Source organism: Brenneria nigrifluens DSM 30175 = ATCC 13028 (genome assembly GCF_005484965.1).
In the GTDB taxonomy this organism is placed as follows: domain Bacteria; phylum Pseudomonadota; class Gammaproteobacteria; order Enterobacterales; family Enterobacteriaceae; genus Brenneria; species Brenneria nigrifluens.
In genome coordinates, this window is record NZ_CP034036.1 from 1,295,865 (window position 1) to 1,313,066 (window position 17,202).

General features: G+C 57.3%; 16 protein-coding genes and 3 pseudogenes. 13 read left to right on the plus strand and 6 right to left on the minus strand.

The annotated features are described in order from the left end of the window. Nucleotides 1-46: 46 nt before the first annotated feature. Both pepB and sseB read left to right on the plus strand, forming a co-directional pair. Nucleotides 47-1,342, plus strand: a complete 1,296-nt coding sequence (pepB, locus tag EH206_RS05920; protein WP_009111887.1) for an aminopeptidase PepB — start codon at nucleotides 47-49, stop codon at nucleotides 1,340-1,342. Between the two features lie 70 nt (nucleotides 1,343-1,412). Then, entirely contained in the window at nucleotides 1,413-2,210 is a 798-nt protein-coding gene (sseB, locus tag EH206_RS05925; protein ID WP_009111888.1) for an enhanced serine sensitivity protein SseB, read from the plus strand. Between the two features lie 24 nt (nucleotides 2,211-2,234). Here the strand turns inward: sseB and EH206_RS05930 are convergent. The 4 genes and pseudogenes from EH206_RS05930 to EH206_RS23325 form a co-directional block, all read right to left on the minus strand. Next, nucleotides 2,235-2,743, minus strand: a pseudogene (locus EH206_RS05930) (MurR/RpiR family transcriptional regulator); the annotation flags it as partial. Nucleotides 2,744-2,888: 145 nt separating this feature from the next. Then, a complete protein-coding gene (gene sseA, locus EH206_RS05935; protein WP_009111889.1) occupies nucleotides 2,889-3,740 on the minus strand; it encodes a 3-mercaptopyruvate sulfurtransferase in 852 nt (283 codons plus the stop codon). A gap of 91 nt (nucleotides 3,741-3,831) precedes the next feature. Continuing rightward, a pseudogene (locus tag EH206_RS05940) lies at nucleotides 3,832-4,296 on the minus strand (family 4 glycosyl hydrolase); the annotation flags it as partial. Further along, nucleotides 4,288-4,512: pseudogene (locus EH206_RS23325) on the minus strand (PTS transporter subunit EIIC); the annotation flags it as partial. The pseudogenes EH206_RS05940 and EH206_RS23325, both read right to left, overlap by 9 nt. Nucleotides 4,513-4,836: 324 nt before the next feature. Here EH206_RS23325 and ndk point away from each other — a divergent pair. The 11 genes from ndk to EH206_RS05995 all read left to right on the plus strand — a co-directional run bounded on the left by ndk (nucleotide 4,837) and on the right by EH206_RS05995 (nucleotide 15,792). Further along, complete coding sequence (gene ndk, locus EH206_RS05945) at nucleotides 4,837-5,265, plus strand: nucleoside-diphosphate kinase (RefSeq protein ID WP_009111890.1); 429 nt, start codon at nucleotides 4,837-4,839, stop codon at nucleotides 5,263-5,265. 139 nt (nucleotides 5,266-5,404) lie between these two features. Further along, on the plus strand, nucleotides 5,405-6,586 hold the full coding sequence (gene rlmN / locus EH206_RS05950; protein ID WP_009111891.1) for a dual-specificity RNA methyltransferase RlmN: 1,182 nt from the start codon (nucleotides 5,405-5,407) through the stop codon (nucleotides 6,584-6,586). Nucleotides 6,587-6,738: 152 nt separating this feature from the next. Then, a complete protein-coding gene (pilW, locus tag EH206_RS05955; protein WP_009111892.1) occupies nucleotides 6,739-7,494 on the plus strand; it encodes a type IV pilus biogenesis/stability protein PilW in 756 nt (251 codons plus the stop codon). Continuing rightward, entirely contained in the window at nucleotides 7,484-8,479 is a 996-nt protein-coding gene (gene rodZ, locus EH206_RS05960) for a cytoskeleton protein RodZ (protein WP_009111893.1), read from the plus strand. The genes pilW and rodZ overlap by 11 nt, the downstream gene beginning before the upstream one ends. Before the next feature lie 42 nt (nucleotides 8,480-8,521). Continuing rightward, complete coding sequence (gene ispG, locus EH206_RS05965) at nucleotides 8,522-9,643, plus strand: flavodoxin-dependent (E)-4-hydroxy-3-methylbut-2-enyl-diphosphate synthase (RefSeq protein WP_009111894.1); 1,122 nt, start codon at nucleotides 8,522-8,524, stop codon at nucleotides 9,641-9,643. A 138-nt stretch (nucleotides 9,644-9,781) separates the two neighbouring features. After that, nucleotides 9,782-11,056, plus strand: a complete 1,275-nt coding sequence (hisS, locus tag EH206_RS05970) for a histidine--tRNA ligase (protein ID WP_009111895.1) — start codon at nucleotides 9,782-9,784, stop codon at nucleotides 11,054-11,056. A gap of 13 nt (nucleotides 11,057-11,069) precedes the next feature. After that, entirely contained in the window at nucleotides 11,070-11,690 is a 621-nt protein-coding gene (locus tag EH206_RS05975) for a YfgM family protein (RefSeq protein ID WP_009111896.1), read from the plus strand. Between the two features lie 10 nt (nucleotides 11,691-11,700). Beyond that, nucleotides 11,701-12,882 carry an outer membrane protein assembly factor BamB gene (bamB, locus tag EH206_RS05980; protein WP_009111897.1) on the plus strand — a complete coding sequence of 394 codons (1,182 nt, stop codon included), beginning with the start codon at nucleotides 11,701-11,703 and terminating at the stop codon, nucleotides 12,880-12,882. 146 nt (nucleotides 12,883-13,028) lie between these two features. Further along, entirely contained in the window at nucleotides 13,029-14,522 is a 1,494-nt protein-coding gene (gene der / locus EH206_RS05985; RefSeq protein WP_009111898.1) for a ribosome biogenesis GTPase Der, read from the plus strand. Between the two features lie 64 nt (nucleotides 14,523-14,586). After that, a complete protein-coding gene (locus tag EH206_RS05990) occupies nucleotides 14,587-15,546 on the plus strand; it encodes an AEC family transporter (protein WP_009111899.1) in 960 nt (319 codons plus the stop codon). Nucleotides 15,547-15,561: 15 nt separating this feature from the next. Beyond that, nucleotides 15,562-15,792: a zinc ribbon domain-containing protein gene (locus EH206_RS05995; RefSeq protein WP_009111900.1), complete on the plus strand. Its 231-nt coding sequence runs from the start codon at nucleotides 15,562-15,564 to the stop codon at nucleotides 15,790-15,792. Nucleotides 15,793-15,797: 5 nt separating this feature from the next. Here EH206_RS05995 and EH206_RS06000 read toward each other — a convergent pair whose 3' ends face one another. Further along, a complete protein-coding gene (locus EH206_RS06000) occupies nucleotides 15,798-16,142 on the minus strand; it encodes a protealysin inhibitor emfourin (RefSeq protein ID WP_009111901.1) in 345 nt (114 codons plus the stop codon). After that, a complete protein-coding gene (locus tag EH206_RS06005) occupies nucleotides 16,143-17,186 on the minus strand; it encodes a M4 family metallopeptidase (RefSeq protein ID WP_009111902.1) in 1,044 nt (347 codons plus the stop codon). Nucleotides 17,187-17,202: the final 16 nt, after the last annotated feature.

Below are 17,202 nucleotides of genomic sequence, written 5' to 3' on the forward strand. Positions count from 1 at the left end.
GTGCGCTGAGGCACAGGCAGTTTACGGAACAATCGGGAGCAGGACTATGACAAGCAAAGCTATGCTGATCTCACTCTCCACCCAACCCGCGAATGCGCGCTGGGGAGAGAAGGCGCTGTTAAGCGCTAACGACCGGGGTTTTACCATCCATCTGAACGGCAAGTCGCCGCTGGCGACTATCCAACGCGCCGCCCGTAAAATCGACGGCCAGGGGATTCGGCACGTCAAGCTGGCCGGCGAAGGCTGGAATCTGGAGAGCAGTTGGGCATTCTGGCAGGGATACCGTGGGCCGAAGGGACAACGCGCGGTTGAGTGGCCGACGCTCGACGAGGCCGACAAAAAAGAGCTGGACGACCGTCTTAACATCGTTGACTGGGTGCGCGACACCATCAACCTTCCGGCGGAGGATCTGGGGCCTGAACAACTGGCGACCCGGGCGATCGATCTGTTGCACGCCGTCGCCGGCGAGGCCATCAGCTATCGCATTACCAAAGGCGACGATCTGCGCACGCAAAACTATGCGGGCATTCATACCGTCGGCCGCGGATCGACGCGCCCTCCGGTATTGCTGGCGCTGGATTACAACCCCACCGGCAACCCGGAAGCCCCGGTGTTAGCCTGTCTGGTCGGCAAAGGCATTACCTTTGACACCGGCGGCTACAGCCTGAAGCCCAGCGGCTTTATGGACTCCATGAAGTCGGATATGGGCGGGGCGGCCACGGTGACGGGTGCCCTGGCGCTGGCCGCCGCTCGCGGGCTGAAACAGCGGGTTAAACTGTATCTGTGCTGCGCGGACAATATGGTCAGCGGCAACGCGTTCAAGCTGGGCGATATTATCCGTTATCGCAACGGCAAGAGCGTAGAGGTGATGAATACCGATGCGGAGGGGCGTCTGGTACTGGCGGATGGCCTGATCGACGCTTCTGAGCAGAATCCGCAGTGGATCATCGATTGCGCCACCCTGACCGGGGCGGCGAAAACGGCGCTGGGGAATGATTATCACGCCCTGTTCAGCTTTGATGATGAACTGGTCGCTGCGTTACAGCACAGCGCCGAGCTGGAGGGCGAACCCTTCTGGCGCCTGCCGCTGGAAGAGTTTCACCGCGGCCACTTGCCTTCCAGTTTCGCGGATTTGAACAACATAGCCGGCGCGGCGCACAGCGCGGGCGCCAGCACGGCGGCCGCGTTTCTGTCTCATTTTGTGCAGAACTATCAGCAAGGCTGGCTGCATATCGACTGCTCGGCCACGTATCGCAAAGGGGCGGTAGAGCAGTGGGCGACCGGCGCTACCGGGCTGGGGGTTAGAACATTGGCGAACCTGCTGCTGAGCAAGGCCGGGTAATCGGCATTGCCGTAAGCCGTTTTAAGCTAAAGGATGCGCCGCCGGGCGCCGTGATGAGTTGAGGATAGGTATGGATTTTTCTCCGCAAAACAAACTGGAAGAAGTGTTGATTCTTGCCGCCGGCGAGCCGGCTCATCGGCCGGAGTTTTTCAATGAGCTGATGGAGGCCACGGTGTTTGTGCTGGGCAGCGCCGACGACAACGGCGAGGCGGAGGAGAAGGTTCTGCATGCTGGCAGCAACGTGCGGCTTCAGCATTGGGAAAAGGACGATGGCTCTTCCGCCATTCCCTTTTTCTCTTCGCTGGAGGCGTTACAGCTGGCGGTGACCAAAGAAGCGTCGTTTTTGGCGCTGCCGGCGCGTTCGCTGTTTGAACTGACGCAGGGCGCCACGCTATTTCTCAACCCCAGGCTGCCTTACGGCAAAGAGTTTCTGCCGCAGGAAGTGGAGCATATGCTCTCCGGCGAGGGGCACGGATTTGTTCAGCAGCGGGTAGTGGAGGAAGAGACCGAAGTGCAGCTCAGTCAGCCCGCCGACTTGCCGGTGCAGATGATCGATTCGCTGACGCAGCTGTTTCCCAAATACCGGCAGGTCCGCCGGGCGTTTCTGGCCCAGATTCAGGAGGCCGGAGAGCAGGAGCCGCATCTGTTAATCGGCCTGGAAGTGGATGTCGATGATGTGGAGGAGGTTATCCGCGCGGCGGGCAGCGTGGCCAGCGACACCTTGCCCGACGAGCGGCCCGTCGATCTGTGTCTGGTGAAAGAGGGAGAGCCGGGCATCAGCCATTATCTGACCAAGCACACCACCCCGTTCTATGAGCGCCGGTGGGGCAGCTTTCTGCGGGATTTTAAAAACAGCGGCAAGGCCTGATATGTGGCCCGGCACAACGGCGGGTCATTTATCCGCCGTTGTCGCCTGCAACAGCAGCAGGTCGATCAGCATTAGCGGGTTCGATTCATACGAACCGATCTCGCCCGCCTCCGCCGCATAATGCACCGCATCGTCATACAGTTGAAAATGCAAATCGGCCAGCGCGCTCAGCGAATTCAGCGATGCGCGGGTAAAGGCGATGACTTTCATGCCGATATTTCCGGCGATACGCGCTTTATCCAGCACCTGCTCCGTTTCGCCGCTGCGCGAGATGGCGATAAATACCCGATATTTCGGCGCGTTGCTCAGAAAGATCCCTCTGCTGTCTCCCAGCCCGGATGAGAAAGCGTCTTTACCCAGAATCTGCATTTTTTCGCCAGATACTCGGCGAACAGGTGGGAGAACCCGGCGATGTAGAGAAAAAAGTGGCGTTCCTGACGCAGTATCCGGCTGAACGACGCCCTGTCCGCGGGGGTAATATAAGAATAGGTGCGCTGATAGTTATCGATAAAATGCTGAAAGGCGGGCGGCAGATGATTATTCGCCGGCGGCGGCGCGGGTTAAATCCTGACCGTGCTGCATCAATGATGCCAGCCGATTATCCATGCTTACGGCTCCTGAATGTTTGCAATAACGCTTCGCAACGACCGGGAAGTAAAACCATGCTCGCCGTCCGGCTTAATCCAGCGTGATTGGAACATCGTCCCGGCTGCCCCAGTCGCTCCACGAACCGTCATACAGCGCCACATGCCGCACATCCAGCAGCGTCAGCGCCAGAACCACCACCGCGGCGGTCACGCCGGAGCCGCAGCTGGCAACGATGGGCCGGCTGAAGTCCACGCCGTGCTTATGCAGGATGGTCGCCAGTTCGGCGTTGGGTTTCAGCGCGCCGTTGGCGACCAACTCGTTCCAGGGAACATTAAGGCTGCCCGGAATATGGCCGCGCCGCAGGCCGGGGCGGGGTTCATCCACTTCGCCGTTAAAACGGGCGGCGGGCCGGGCATCGACAATCTGCGCCGAGGCATCATTGATAATCGCCAGCAGGTCGTCGCGCTGGCGAATGGCCGAAGCGTCGATCCGGGCATTGAAAGTCTGGGGCGCCGGTTCGACGTCTCCCTGTTCCAGCGGCAGATGCTGTTTTTTCCAGCCCGCCAGCCCGCCGCTGAGGATTGAAATCCGCTCCGCCCCGAAGGTACGCAGCATCCACCAGGCGCGGGGGGCGGAGAAGAGATTACCTTCATCATAGATGACTAAATGCTGCCGTTCGTTGACGCCGAGTTTGCCCATCGCGCGGGCAAAGTCATCCTGGTCGGGCATCATATGAGGCAGGTTGGAATGCGGGTCGGATAAGGTTTCAATATCGAAAAATACCGCGCCGGGTAAATGTCCGGCCCGGTATTCGGCGTGGATATCGCGGGTGGTGTCGCCCGGCGGCAACATGCGGGCGTCGATAAGGGCGATATCGCTATCGTCAAGATTCCCGGCAAGCCAGGCGGCGGAAACAAACAGTTCAGAAGAAGATGCTGACATAGAACCCCCACTCAGGGGCCGACGGATTCAGCCCCGATGCGCAATGAAGGATTCATTGTCAGCGATTTTTCCTGTCGCGACAAGTGCGCGCTTACTGCGCGACGCCGTCGCTATATGCTTGTTTTAACTGCGGCCAGTATTCGCGATTCGCCGCGATCATCTCGTCGAGAATGGCTTTGGCGTGTTGCAGGGTGGGAACGGTGCGATTAAGAGTGAAAGCCTGCAAGGCTTTCTCGTAATTGCCTTCGATGGCGGCTTCCACCAGCAGCTGTTCCGAAGCCAACTGCTGCTCCAGCAGGGCGCGGTGAAACCGCGGCACGTTGCCCATACGCACCGGCTCCGGCCCCTGCGCGGTGATATAGGCCGGCACTTCCACCATGGCGTCGTATGGCAGGTTGGCGATGGCGCCCTTGTTTTCCACAATCACCAGATGGCGTTGGCGCAGATCGAAGGCCAGCGAGCAGGCCACGTCGACGATAAAGGCGCCGTGTACCCCAACGTGGAACGCATCGGGCAGAATACCGGTTTCCCGGTAGCTGGCCGCCGCGGCGAACACCAGCGCCAGATTGGCCAGAATCTCCACGGCGGATTTGGAAACCAACTGACCGAAATCCTGAATCAGCGGATGGTTGAGCAAGGGGATATAACCGGCCAGATTGCCGTTACCAAATACATTGCCAAAGGCGATAAACAGCCCGACAATCGGTAAAATCAACACTGGCCCATACAGCGATTTGCCGAAATTCTGCAATGCCTTGACCGCTCTTTTCATTATCGTCTCTCTTGGTGGTCATTATTGGGTGGGTGGGTACAGAGCAAGGCTAGCAGCGAATGAAGATGTTATTCCCATTATCTTATTGTTTTAAAACAAATAATTCATAATGTTACAGGTGGCCCTCAGAACTGTGATCGCCGATAAGCCAGGGGAGAAGATAATATTTTTTTAATAAGATGTTACGTCTCTGATAGGCAAGTGGTTCCGGCCACCCTATAATCTGCGCCACTTTACGCATCCTGAACTTTTACCCGGACGATGTGTGAGGCAGATAATTTTTACAATCCGGATGCTATCTGATAGTCAGTTAATGAGGTCAATATGACGGTAGAACGTACCTTTTCCATCGTAAAACCGAATGCTGTGGCGAAGAATGCCATTGGTGCGATTTATGCGCGTTTTGAAAGCGCGGGTTTCAACATTGTGGCGGCCAAAATGCTGCATCTGACGCGTGAGCAAGCCGAAGGCTTCTATGCCGAACATCAGGGCAAGCCGTTTTTTGACGCGCTGGTCTCCTTTATGATCTCCGGGCCGATCATGGTGCAGGTGCTGGAAAGCGAAAATGCCGTGCAGCGCAACCGCGATATCATGGGCGCCACCAACCCGGCGAACGCGCTGGCGGGCACGCTGCGCGCCGACTACGCCGACAGCTTTACCGCCAACGCGGTGCATGGCTCGGATTCCCCCGAGTCCGCGCAGCGCGAGATCGCCTATTTTTTCAGCGCCGATGAAATCTGCCCGCGGAATTAATTCCGCGCACCGCTGGCCTGGCGGTACTAAACTTTGTACAATGCTGCGCCCTGAATGAGTCCGCGCTCGTTCGGGGCATTTCTTTAACTATCCTTCTTTAATAGCGCCATAACGTGTAATAACGAGGCCAAGAGTCCTTATGTCTGAACAAATCGTGTCCGAATTTTCACCGGCGTCCGCCGGAACGCCCCAATCCGCCAAATCCGCGGCGGAAAAAATCAATCTATTGGATCTTAACCGTCAGCAAATGCGCGAGTTTTTCGCCTCACTGGGGGAGAAACCTTTCCGCGCCGATCAGGTGATGAAGTGGATCTACCACTACTGCTGCGACGATTTCGCCCAGATGACCGATATAAACAAAGCCTTTCGCGCCAAATTACAGCAGGTTGCCGAGATCCGCGCGCCGGAAGTGGTGGATGAGCAGCGCTCCTCCGACGGCACCATCAAGTGGGCGATTCTGGTCGGCGACCAGCGTGTGGAAACGGTGTATATCCCGGAAGAGGATCGCGCCACGCTGTGCGTCTCTTCGCAGGTGGGCTGCGCGCTGGAGTGCAAATTCTGCTCAACCGCGCAGCAGGGCTTCAACCGCAATCTGCGCGTTTCCGAAATCATCGGCCAGGTGTGGCGCGCGGCCAAAATCATCGGCGCGTTTAAAGTTACCGGGCAGCGTCCGATCACCAACGTGGTGATGATGGGGATGGGGGAACCGCTGCTCAACCTGACCAACGTGGTGCCGGCGATGGAAATCATGCTGGATGATTTCGGTTTCGGCCTGTCTAAACGGCGCGTCACGCTGTCGACCTCCGGCGTGGTGCCGGCGCTGGATAAGCTGGGCGATATGATCGACGTGGCCCTGGCGATTTCCCTGCACGCGCCGAACGATGAAATCCGCAATGAAATTATGCCGCTTAATAAGAAGTATAATATTGAAACTTTCCTGGGCGCGGTGCGGCGCTATCTGGAGAAATCCAACGCTAATCAGGGGCGCGTCACGGTGGAATACGTGATGCTGGACCATATCAATGACGGTACGGAGCACGCGCATCAGTTGGCCGAGTGTCTGAAAGATACGCCGTGCAAGATTAACCTGATCCCCTGGAACCCCTTTCCCGGCGCGCCTTACGGCCGCAGTTCGAACAGCCGGGTCGATCGTTTTTCCAAAGTGCTTATGGAGTATGGTTTTACCACCATCGTGCGCAAAACCCGCGGCGACGATATCGACGCCGCCTGCGGCCAGCTTGCAGGTGAAGTGGTGGACAGAACCAAGCGCACGCTGAAGAAAAAAATGGCGGGTGAACCTATCGCGGTTAAAACGGTCTGATACCTAATCGTCCCGGTTATCAATGAAAGTAGCGCTGCATTAGCGCGGTTAATCATGCTATTCCCTGGCGGGAATGGCTGTTACCATAAACGGCGTAAAGTCGCATGGTCGCTGATATGACGGGTCGGGATGCCAACGCAAGGAAGTCGTGAATGACGCAACAGTCAAGGCAGGGAAGAGGTGGGTTGCCGGTGGTCGCGGCGCTTCTGATGGCAGGATGCGCTTCTGCTCCTTATGAAGGGGCGAATCCGGCGGCGCAAACCCGTTTACAGTTAGGGCTGGAGTACCTGGCCCGTAATGACCTTGACGCGGCGCGGCGGAATCTTGAAAAGGCGTTGCAGGCGGCGCCGCAAGACTACCGCACCCAGTTGGGCATGGCGCTTTATGAACAGCGGATTGGCGCCAATCAGGCCGCTGAACGGCGCTATCAACTGGCATTAAGGCAGGCGCCGGGGAACGGCGGCGTAATGAATAATTACGGTGCGTTTCTGTGTGGTTTAGGGCAGTATGGAGCGGCGCAGCGACAGTTTGACGCGGCCGCGCAACTCCCCGATTACCGTCAGGTCGCCGATGCGTTGGAAAATGCAGGGTATTGCTTTTTCAAAGCAGGGCAGGATGATAATGCGCGTCGCGCATTAAGCCAGGCGCTGAAGCATGATCCCGCGAAAGGCGCTACGCTGTTGGCAGAGGCGGATAAACGCTTTGCCGCCGGAAAATACCAGCAGGCTCAATTGCTTCTGGGCGTTTATCAGCATATCCTTCCGGCCAGTGCCGAGAGTTTATGGTTACAGATTCGTTTCGCCGCGCTGGCGAACCGTGATGACGAGCTTGAGCATTACGGCAAATTGCTGGCGCGAAGTTTTCCACAATCTAAACAGTACCAGCAGTTCTTAGCTAATGAATACTGAAGCCACTCAAAATAATACAGAATCCACCATCCCCGGCGAACGTCTGCGCCAGGCGCGTGAGCGTCTGGGAATGAGCCAGCAGACCGTCGCCGAACGTTTATGCCTGAAGCTTTCCACCGTGCGTGAGATTGAAGACGGCAATACGCCGACCGATTTGGCGCCGACTTTTTTACGTGGTTATATCCGTTCTTATGCGAAGCTGGTTCACCTGCCGGAGAGTGAACTGTTACCCATGCTGGACAAGCATGTGGCTCCCCGGGCGTCGAATGTGGCCCCCATGCAGAGTTTTTCCTTAGGAAAAAGCCGCAAGAAGCGGGACGGCTGGTTAATGACCTTCACCTGGCTGGTGGTGATTGTCGTCCTGGGGCTGACCGGCGCATGGTGGTGGCAGAATCATCAGGCGCAGCAGCAGGAGATCAACTCCATGGTCGGCCACGCCAGCTCGCTACAGGCGCAGAGTGAAGGTCAATCGGTGCCGCTGATGGATAATGGCGATAATACCGTGCCGCAGGATGCGACGGCTTTCGATGCCGCCCCTTCCAGCCCGGTGGATGTGCCGGTGAATACCGCCGATTCGGCCCCGCAACAGGCCGAATCCACACTTTCTTCCGCCGCCCAGCCGGAACCCTCCTCCGCGACGCGGCAGCCGCCGGCGGAGGATGATGCATTACTGAGCCAGAGCGCGATGGCGCCGGCGACCGGCCCCGTTTCCGCCGACACGAGCCCGCCCGCCGACGCGGGGCAGGCGCTGGCGATGAGTTTTACCGCTGATTGCTGGTTAGAGGTGACGGACGCCAGCGGCAAAAAACTGTTCAGCGGGATGCAGCGCAACGGCGGTTCCCTGAACCTGAGCGGCCAGCCTCCCTATAGTCTGAAAATCGGCGCGCCCGCGGCGGTACAGATTCAGTTTCAAGGTAAGCCGGTCGATTTAAGCCGGTTTGTGAGAAGCAATCAGGTTGCACGTCTGACGCTGGCGGCGGAATAACGCAATTTGTCTTGGTGATGCTGCCATTTTGGAGAAGAAGTAATGCATAACGCTGCACCCATAACCCGTCGGAAATCAAAGCGGATTTACGTCGGTAAGGTGCCTGTTGGGGATGGGGCGCCGATCGCAGTGCAGTCCATGACCAACACCCGAACCACAGATGTTGAAGCGACGGTCAATCAAATCAAATCACTGGAACGCGTCGGCGTCGATATTGTGCGCGTATCCGTTCCCACGATGGATGCGGCGGAAGCGTTCAAACTTATCAAACAGCAGGTTAACGTTCCCCTGGTCGCCGATATTCATTTTGACTATCGCATTGCGTTAAAGGTGGCGGAGTATGGCGTCGATTGCCTGCGCATCAACCCCGGCAACATTGGCAACGAAGAGCGTATCCGCTCGGTGGTGGACTGCGCGCGCGATTACAACATACCAATCCGCATCGGCGTCAACGGCGGGTCGCTGGAAAAGGATTTGCAGGAAAAGTACGGCGAACCCACGCCGGAAGCCCTGCTGGAATCCGCCATGCGCCACGTCGATATCCTCGATCGTCTCAATTTCGATCGGTTTAAAGTCAGTGTGAAAGCCTCCGATGTTTTTCTGGCCGTACAGTCTTACCGGCTGCTGGCCGCCCGTATCGATCAGCCGCTGCATCTGGGGATCACCGAAGCCGGCGGCGCGCGCAGCGGGGCGGTTAAATCGGCCATCGGCCTCGGCCTGCTGCTATCCGAAGGGATCGGCGATACCCTGCGTATTTCGCTGGCGGCCGATCCGGTGGAAGAGGTCAAAGTCGGCTTCGATATCCTGAAATCGTTGCGTATCCGTTCCCGCGGCATCAACTTTATCGCCTGCCCCACCTGCTCACGGCAGGAGTTCGACGTTATCGGTACGGTGAACGCGTTGGAACAGCGGCTGGAAGATATCATCACGCCAATGGACGTATCCATTATCGGCTGCGTGGTCAACGGTCCGGGCGAGGCGTTGGTTTCCACCATCGGCGTGACGGGCGGCCACAATAAGAGCGGCTTTTATGAAGACGGCGTGCGTCAGCGCGAGCGTTTCGATAATGAACAGATGATCGACCAGCTCGAAGCCAAAATTCGCGCCAAAGCCTCGATCATGGATGAAAGCCGGCGCATCACGGTAAATCTGGTGGATAAATAATCCGTGCCGGCGCAGTCCTTGGCTGTTATCCGCACAAATACTATTCCTGAACCCGATGGGGAGACCGGTGCATTGAAGATGCGGTATCAATCCCCCTATAATCGGGTTTATTTTTTGAAAAATGCATAGAGAACAGACGTGGCAAAAAATATTCAAGCCATTCGCGGTATGAACGATTACCTGCCGGCCGAAACGGCATTGTGGCAGCGGATTGAAAACAGCCTGAAACAGGTGCTCGCCAGCTACGGCTACAGTGAAATCCGTACGCCCATCGTTGAGCAGACGTCGCTGTTTAAGCGCGCCATCGGTGAAGTTACCGACGTGGTGGAAAAAGAGATGTATACCTTTGAGGATCGCAACGGCGACAGCCTGACGTTGCGTCCCGAAAATACCGCTTCCTGCGTCCGCGCCGGTATTGAGCACGGCATCCTCTACAATCAGGAGCAGCGGCTGTGGTATATCGGGCCGATGTTTCGCCATGAGCGTCCGCAGAAAGGCCGCTATCGCCAGTTTCATCAACTGGGCTGCGAAGTCTTCGGTTTGCAGGGGCCGGACATCGACGCCGAGCTGATTCTGCTCACCGCCCGCTGGTGGCGGGTGCTGGGCATTGCGCAGCATGTCAGACTGGAGCTGAACTCGATTGGTTCGCTGGAAGCCCGCGCCCGTTACCGCGAGGCGCTGGTGGCGTTCCTGGAGCAGCATAAAGAACAGCTGGATGAAGACTGCCTGCGCCGCATGTACACCAACCCGCTGCGCGTGCTGGACTCGAAAAACCCCCAGGTGCAGACGCTGCTTAATGACGCGCCGGTGCTGACCGACTACCTGGACGACGAGTCGCGGGCGCACTTTGCAGCGTTGGGTGAACTTTTAACCCAGGCGGGTATCCCATATACCGTTAACCCGCGTCTGGTTCGCGGTCTGGATTATTACAACCGCACCGTTTTTGAATGGGTAACCACCAGTCTGGGCGCGCAGGGCACGGTCTGTGCCGGCGGGCGTTATGATGGTATGGTTGAGCAACTGGGCGGACAGGCTACTCCGGCGGTGGGTTTTGCCATGGGCCTGGAGCGTCTGGTGCTGCTGGTGCAGTCCATCAACCCCGAGTTTAAAGCGCCTCCGGGCGTCGACGTTTATCTGATCTCTTCCGGCGAAGGCACGCAGGTGGCGGCGATACAACTGGCTGAGACACTGCGCGATGCGCTGCCGCAGTTGAAACTGATGACCAACTACGGCGGCGGCAATTTTAAAAAGCAATTTGCCCGCGCCGATAAATGGGGCGCGCGCATTGCGCTGGTATTAGGCGAAAACGAAGTGACCGCGGGTCAGGTGGTGATAAAAAACCTGCGAAACGGCGAGCAGGACACATTGGCACAGGCCGACGTCGCCGCGCGACTGGCAACGTTACTGGATTGAGGAGAGAGACACCGTGGAAGTCTATACCACAGAGAATGAGCAGGTTGATGCGCTACGTCGTTTCCTCGCGGAAAACGGGAAGGCATTGGTCGTTGGCGTTGTGCTGGGCGTCGGCGCGCTGGTTGGCTGGCGTTTCTGGCTGAATCACCAGAGCAACAGCGCCATGGAGGCGTCGGTATCCTATCAGCAAATCAGCGAACAGCTGGCGGGCGGTAAAGCCGAAGGCGTAACCTCGGCGGAGAAATTCGCCGCTGAAAACAAAAATAATTATGGGGCGCTGGCATCGCTGGAGCTGGCTCGTCATTATGCGGAGCGGAAGGATTTTGCCAAAGCGGAACAACAGCTGGCGCAGGCCAGGTCGCAAACCAAAGACGCCGACCTGCTTGCCGTGGTGAATTTGCGTTTGGCGCGCATTCAGCTCCAGGAGAAAAAGACTGATGAAGCCCTGAAGACGCTGGAGGCCATCAAGTCGGACGGCTGGGTTGCCCTGGCGGCGGAAGTGCGTGGCGATGCCCTGGTAAGCAAAGGGGACAATCAGGCCGCGCGCGAAGCTTATAATAAAGGTCTGGCCGCTAATCCACCGCAGGCATTGCAAGCATTGCTGCGTATGAAACTGAATAACCTGTCCAGCTAAGAGGAATTCCATGCAACTGCGTAAAACACTTCTGGTAGGACTGGTCTCTGTCGCCCTGCTGAACGGATGTTCGCTGTTTAACAGCGAGGAAGATGTCGTTACCATGTCTCCACTGCCGACGGTGGAAAATCAGTTCACGCCGACGAAGACGTGGAGCCGCTCGGTAGGCAGCGGCATCGGTGAGTTCTATTCCAATCTGCACCCGGCCTGGCAGGGCGATCGCGTCTTTGCCGCCGATCGCCGCGGGACGGTAAAAGCGCTGGATCTCAACGACGGCAGCGAAATCTGGCGTGCCGATTTGTCTGAAAAAACCGGCTTTCTTTCCCGTAATACGCCCGCCTTACTGTCCGGCGGCGTAGCGGTATCCGGCAACCATATCTATGTCGGCAGTGAAAGAGCGCAGGTGTTTGCGCTCAACGCGGAAGACGGAACGCCGGTATGGCAAACCAAAGTCGCCGGTGAAGTGCTGTCCCGTCCGGTTATCAGCGACGGCGTGGTGCTGGTTCATACCAGCAATGGTCTGTTGCAGGCGCTGGATGAAAGCGGCGGCGCGATTAAATGGACGGTTAACCTGGATATGCCGACGCTCTCTCTGCGCGGCGAATCCGCGCCGACCACCGCCTTTGGCGCGGCCATCGTCGGCGGCGACAACGGACGCGTCAATGCGGTGCTGATTAATGAAGGGCAGTTAATCTGGCAGCAGCGTATTTCGCAGCCCAGCGGGGCGACGGAAATCGATCGCCTGAATGACGTCGATACCACGCCGGTAATTGTCGGCGAAGTGGTCTACGCGCTGGGCTATAACGGCAATCTGACCGCGCTGGATCTGCGTTCCGGCCAGATCCTGTGGAAACGGGAACTGGGTTCGGTGCACGATTTTATCGTTGATGGCGACCGTATCTATCTGGTCGATCAGTCCGACCGCGTGGTGGCGCTGAACACCAACGGCGGCGCGAGCCTGTGGCGTCAGAGCGATCTGCTGCACCGCAACCTGACGGCGCCGGTGCTGTATAATGGTTACCTGGTGGTGGGGGATACCGAAGGGTATCTGCACTGGCTGAATACGTCTGACGGCCGCTTTGTCGTACAGCAGAAAGTTGACGGTTCAGGTTTCTTGAGCAAGCCGGTGATTGCCAGCGACAAGCTGCTTATTCAGGCGAAGAACGGCGAGGTTTACGCCTTTACCCGCTAGTTAAAAACCGTAATGTTTGGATCCCTGCCGCCGGCAGATGCGATCCCCCAACGGCTCCTGACAGTATCAGGGGCCGTTTCGTCTTTTTATCGTCAGCAGGTATTCTTGCTGTAACGTATTGAAATATAAGTAATGAGGTTGTAACAATGATACCTGTCGTCGCGCTGGTCGGACGTCCGAACGTGGGGAAGTCCACGCTGTTTAACCGCTTAACGCGCACTCGTGATGCATTGGTGGCGGATTTCCCAGGGCTGACGCGTGACCGCAAGTATGGCCGTGCGGAAGTGGAGGGCTACGAATTCATCATCATCGATACCGGCGGCATCGACGGCGCGGAAGACGGCGTGGAAACGCGTATGGCCGGGCAGTCGCTGCTGGCGATTGAAGAGGCCGATATCGTGCTGTTTATGGTCGATGCCCGCGCGGGACTTATGCCCGCCGATCAGGGCATCGCCCACCATCTGCGCAGCCGCCAGAAGGCGACGTTTCTGGTGGCCAATAAAACGGACGGCATCGATCCCGACACCGTTATCGGCGATTTTTATGCGCTGGGGATGGGGGAAATCTATCCCATAGCGGCGTCTCACGGGCGCGGCGTCTCCTCCCTGCTGGAAAAAGTGCTGCTGCCGTTTGTACAGGATGACGAGGCCGAGCCCGTTGCGCTGACGGAAGAAGAAGAGAACGCCGCTTACTGGGCGGAACAGCTTGCGGACGAACAGGCGACTGAAAATGCCGAGGACGCGGAGGATGATTTCAATCCTGAAGATTTGCCGATTAAACTGGCGATTGTCGGCCGTCCGAACGTGGGCAAGTCCACGCTGACCAACCGGATTCTGGGCGAAGATCGCGTGGTGGTTTACGATATGCCCGGCACCACGCGCGACAGTATCTATATTCCGATGGTGCGCGATGAGCGTGAATATATCTTGATCGATACGGCCGGGGTGCGCAAACGCGGCAAGGTAACCGAAACGGTTGAAAAATTCTCGGTGATTAAAACCCTGCAGGCCATCGAAGACGCCAACGTGGTGCTGCTGGTTATAGACGCGCGCGAAGGGATATCCGATCAGGATCTCTCGCTGCTGGGCTTTATCCTCAATAGCGGGCGCTCGCTGGTGATTGTGGTCAACAAATGGGACGGCCTGTCGCAGGAGGTACGCGAGCAGGTTAAAGAGACGCTGGATTTGCGTCTCGGATTTATCGACTTCGCCCGTATTCATTTCATCTCCGCGCTGCATGGCAGCGGCGTGGGAAATCTGTTTGAATCCGTGACTGAAGCATACAGCTGCGCCACCCGCCGGGTCGGCACCTCCATGCTGACCCGCATTATGCAAATGGCCGCCGATGACCATCAGCCGCCGCTGGTGCGCGGCCGTCGCGTAAAACTGAAATATGCGCATGCGGGGGGCTACAATCCGCCGATTGTGGTGATCCACGGTAATCAGGTGAAAGATCTGCCCGATTCCTACAAACGCTATCTGATGAACTATTACCGCCGCTCGCTGAACGTGATGGGAACGCCAATCCGCATCCAGTTTAAAGAGGGCGAAAATCCTTTTGCGGATAAACGCAACACGCTGACGCCAAATCAGTTACGCAAGCGTAAACGTTTGATGCAGCACCTTAAAAAAAGCAAATAACGGGTAAACGGGGCGGATGGCGACATTCGCCCTGCATTGCTTTGCTGAATAGCCGGGAAAGTTTATGTCTTGGGAAAACTGGAGTTTTGCGTTTAACGTTACGGTGCCGAACCTGTTAATGCTGCTGCTGGGGATAGCGCTGCGCAAACTCAATATGCTGAATGACGCTTTTTGCGATTCAGCCATGCGATTGGTTTTTAACGTATCCTTGCCCTGCCTGCTTTTTTTCAGCTTGGCCACCAATCACCAGTCGATTATGGAGCAGCTGCCGCTGGTGATTTATGGGGTCTGCGGCACGTTGCTGTGCTATCTGCTGCTGGAGTTCGCCGCGGTTTATGTGGTTAAGGAACCGACCGAGCGCGGTATCTTCGTGCAGGGCGGGTTTCGTTCCAACACCGGCATTATGGGGCTGGCGTTTGCCATGAGCGCCTACGGCCAGGAGGGCGTCGCCGTCGGTTCTCTTTATCTGTTGGTGACGGTGATTATGTTTAACGTGCTGTCGGTTATCACCTTGACGCGCAGTTTACAGCGTAAGGCTGACGGGCGGGGGATCAGCATTCCCGCGCTGCTGAAGAGCATAGTCACCAATCCGCTGATCCTCGGACTGCTGGGCGGCCTGTGTTATTCGAAAAGCGGCTGGCCGATGCCGACGGTGATCCAGCAGACCGGCGGCTTTATTGCCGCGCTGTCGCTGCCGCTGGCGCTGTTGTGCGCCGGCGTCAGCCTCGACCTGCGGATGATTTTTCGCTCATCCAACGTGGCGGCGCTCTCCTCCTTGGCCAAGCTGCTGCTGGTGCCGGGCATGCTGACGTTGGGCGGCTGGCTGGTCGGTTTTCGCGGCGTTACGCTCGGGGTGATTTTTTTGTTTTCCGCCACGCCGACGGCGGCGGGCAGCTATGCGATGACCCGGGCAATGGGCGGCAATCCGACGCTGGCGGCCAATATTATCGGCCTGACCACCGCCGGTTCGTTCTTTGTTATCGCCCTGGGCGTCTATTTCTTGCGTTCGCTCGGGGTTATTTAGCGATACGGGAAAAAGATGGAAGTCACTTGTCCGCGCTGTCATGGCGTGATGAACTGGAAAAACGGCCACTGTTTTCACTGCCCGGCCTGTCGGCAGGACTATCTGCGCGAAGCCTATTGCCCTGAATGCAACTACCTGCTTCAGGTGCTGAAAGCCTGCGGCGCGGTGGATTATTTTTGCCAGCAGGGGCATGGTTTGATCTCAAAGAAACGCGTGGTATTCAGCTTTCTTCCCGTGGACGCCTGACGGCATCATTGCTGAATGCCATTACGCCACAGTTCCTCCAATTCGGGAGGCGCATATTCCTCCGGAACCAGCAATATCGCTTCGGCATAGTGATTTTTCTGTGGATGGCTATAGCTGATATGGATCCGATAATAAAATTGATCGCCGCGTCCGGGAGAATCAGATTTTCCGGGGTCGCGCGCCAGCGGCAATGCGTTGCGAATAGCGGCGCAAATGCGTTCCCGCTCTGACTCCGGCAGGTTGGCGAGGGCAAAACGCCGTGGTCCGGCCAGTTTGGGGATCCAGGCGATACCGCCTTCACGCGCCAGCTCTACCACGGCATCGTCATTAAGTTCAGGTAATGTCTTCATCTACAGGCTTCCCTGAGCGGATACAACCCCTACTTTTTCCCAGGATTGCTTGACGATATCGGCCACGGACCGGTCGAAACGCTGCCCGGCGTGCTTCACGGTGTAGCGTGAAAATACCTCGAAATCGGCGTTCTGCGGCAGGGATTTATCACACAGAGCGTCATACCATATCCAGCCCGCCTTTTCCCAGGAGTAGCCGCCCAGCGCGGTCGCGGCCAGATAGAATGCGCGGTTCGGTATACCGGAGTTCAGATGCACGCCGCCGTTGTCTTCACGGGTGTTAATGTATTTGTCCATATGTGAGGGCTGCGGGTCCGTGCCCAACAGCAGATCGTCATAGGCGGTTCCCGGATTCGACATTGAGCGCAGGCCGGTGCCGTGGATCCCTTCGGCCAGCAGCTCGGCGCCAATCGTCCAATCCGCCTGCTCTGCGGTTTGCCCAAGGTGGAACTGTTTCACCATTGAACCAAAAACGTCGGACAACGATTCGTTCAAGGCGCCGGACTGTCTGAAATAGATGAGATTCGCCTCGTTTTCTATCACGCCGTGCGTCAGTTCGTGCGCCACGATATCAATGGCGATGGTGAACCGGTTGAATATCTTGCCGTCACCGTCGCCAAAGACCATTTGTTGCCCGTTCCAGAACGCATTCTGATAATTCTGACCGTAATGTACCGTGCCTGACAGCGTTAGCCCCTGATTATCCAGAGAGTTGCGCTGGAAATTCCGCCAGAAGAAATCATAGGTAACGCCCAGGTAGTCATAGGCTTCATCGGCGGCGATATCGCCGTTGCTGTCTTGTCCTTCCGCGCGCACCAGTTTGCCGGGCAACTGCTGCTGGTTTTCCGCATCGTGAATTTCGCGGTGAACCAGACCGGGAGAAGCCAATGGGTGGGGTTGCGCTATGGGGTGAGTGCTTACCATCAGAGACTGGACATGCATCAAGGTCAGCTGGGCGCAGTGGCGCTGGGCTTCTGAACCATTGGCGATGATGCGGTGCAGGATGTAGGGCGGGATGACGCTGTGAATCGGTCTGGACTTCATACCTCTATCTCCTTGA